Source organism: Candidatus Protofrankia californiensis (assembly GCF_900634765.1).
Classification (GTDB): domain Bacteria; phylum Actinomycetota; class Actinomycetes; order Frankiales; family Frankiaceae; genus Protofrankia; species Protofrankia californiensis.
This window is the reverse complement of sequence record NZ_CAAAFT010000292.1, coordinates 3,264-5,326: the sequence shown is the minus strand read 5'-3', so window position 1 is coordinate 5,326 and position 2,063 is coordinate 3,264. Positions and strand designations below refer to the sequence as shown.

Annotated in this window: 1 protein-coding gene and 1 pseudogene; both read left to right on the top strand. The window is 70.6% G+C overall.

The window, feature by feature from the left end; all coding sequences use genetic code 11:
- Nucleotides 1–110: 110 nt before the first annotated feature.
- Nucleotides 111–1,793 (top strand): sigma-54-dependent Fis family transcriptional regulator, encoded by a 1,683-nt coding sequence (locus tag DD1DGNOD_RS15650; RefSeq protein WP_131770459.1) that lies wholly within the window; start codon nucleotides 111–113, stop codon nucleotides 1,791–1,793.
- 52 nt (nucleotides 1,794–1,845) lie between these two features.
- Nucleotides 1,846–2,063 (top strand): annotated as a pseudogene (locus DD1DGNOD_RS30880) (betaine-aldehyde dehydrogenase); the annotation flags it as partial.

The window sequence follows — 2,063 nt, the reverse complement described above, 5'->3', positions numbered from 1 at the left end:
ACGAGTGGCGGTGCGCCCTGTAGATTACCCCCGAACAGGGGTGTCGACATACCCGGGCCGGCCCCCGACAATGCGGCGAAACGGCCGGACACCGGGGGTGAACAGTGTCGATGCCTCCCGACGTCACGCACGACCGGCGGGGCGCGCAACCCTCGCGGCCGGAGATCGCGCAGTCGTGGCGGCGCGCCGAGCTCTACGGCCTCAACCCGGCACAGACGGTCGACCGGTTGACGGTCGCCGACATCGACCGGCGTAGCCGCCTGATGCGCACAGCGACTCCGGTCCTCGACGAGATCGCCCTGCATCTGGCCGATACCGGCTTCTGCGTCGTGCTCGCCGACCGCGACTCGCGCATCGTCAGTCGCCGGTTCGGCACGCGATCGGTCGAGCGTGTGGTCGACGGTATCGGTATGGGGGTGGGCTGCCGGTTCGTCGAGAAGAACACCGGGACCAACGCCATTGCCACGCCTTTCGAGCTGCGAAAGGGGATAGCGGTGCACGGCCCCGAGCACTACCTCGATGCGTTCAAGAAGTTCACGTGCTACGGCCACCCGATCCTGCACCCGGTGACCCGCCGCATCGAGGGCGTGCTGGACATAACCTGCCTGGCCAGGGAGTCGACCCCGCTGCTGGGGCCGTTCCTGCGCCGTGCGGTCGGCGACATAGAGCGGCGGCTGCTGGATGGTGCGCGCGAGGCCGAGCGGCGGCTGTTCGCCGCGTTCCAGGCCGCGCAGCACCGCGCGTCCCCGGTTCTCGCGCTCGGCGACGGCGTGGTGCTGGCGAGCGCCGCGGCTGCCGAAATCCTGGACGCGGCCGACTACATGCTGCTCCGCGAACTCATGTCGCAAGCCGGGACGACCAGGCACGCGCCACAGCCGCTGCGGCTCGCCTCGGGCACCATGGTCGACGTCCGGGTCGAGCGGATCGCCGGGTCCTCGGGCGCGCTGTTCGAGATCTTCCCCGTCGAGGCCACGCGCCGCCCGGTTCCCCGTAAGCAACGCATCGCCGCCGGCGTGCTGCCGGCGGCCGTCGAGCGGGAACTGCAGGAGTACCGCTTGTCCCGGAGCCGGGTATCGATCTCCGGCGAGCCCGGCACCGGCCGGACCACCAGCGTGCGCTACCTGGCCGGGGACGAGCCGGTCGCCCTGGTGGACGCCGCCGACGTGCCGGTGGCCGACGAGGGCAACTGGTGCGCGCGGTTGGAGCGGTTGCTGGCCACGCATCCTGGGCTGGTCGCGGTGGAGTCGGTCCACCTGCTCTCGCCCCCCCTGGCCGTCTGGCTGGCCCACGCCTTGGACGACTCGAACAGCTGGGTGGCGGTGACCGGTGCGCCCCCGGCGGATCTGGCCGCCGAGCACGCCGGTCTGATGGCGCGGTTCGTGGCCAGAGTGGAGCTGCCTCCGCTGCGCTGCCGCCGCAACGAGGTGCCCGCGCTGGCCCGGGCGATGCTGGCCGCCTGCAATCCCGGCGCCTCGTCGCGTTTCGCACCGCAAGCCCTGCGCCTGCTCGAAAGCCAACTCTGGCCTGGGAATCTGCGCGAGTTGGAAGCCGTGGTGCGAGCTGCTGCGCAGACCCGCTCGGCCGGCGACATCGTGCCCGGCGACCTCCCGGCCGCGTACCGGGAGCACGCGATCTCCCACCGGTTGAGCGCCTGGGAACAGGCCGAGCACGACGCGATCATCAAGGCGCTGCGCGCGTTCGGCAGCAACAAGGTGCACGCCGCCGAACACCTGGGGATTAGCCGCTCCACACTCTACAACCGCATGCGAAGCCTGGGAATCACCGGCCCGTAACTCCGGTACTGTCCGGGATTTGCACAGTTACCGCGCGAGCACCCGGCCCAGAATGACCCACGTCACATTCGTGTTGCGGTACGAGGAGGTACGGGTGACAACGGTAGCGGACACGCCGGTGTTGGACTCGGTGCGGACGTTCGTCTCGACGGACAAGCGGCTGCTGATCGGCGGCGAGTGGGTCGCGGCGGCTTCGGGGCGCACGTTCCCGACTTACGATCCGGCGACCGGCGAGCGGATCACCGAGGTCGCGCACGGGGATGCCACCGA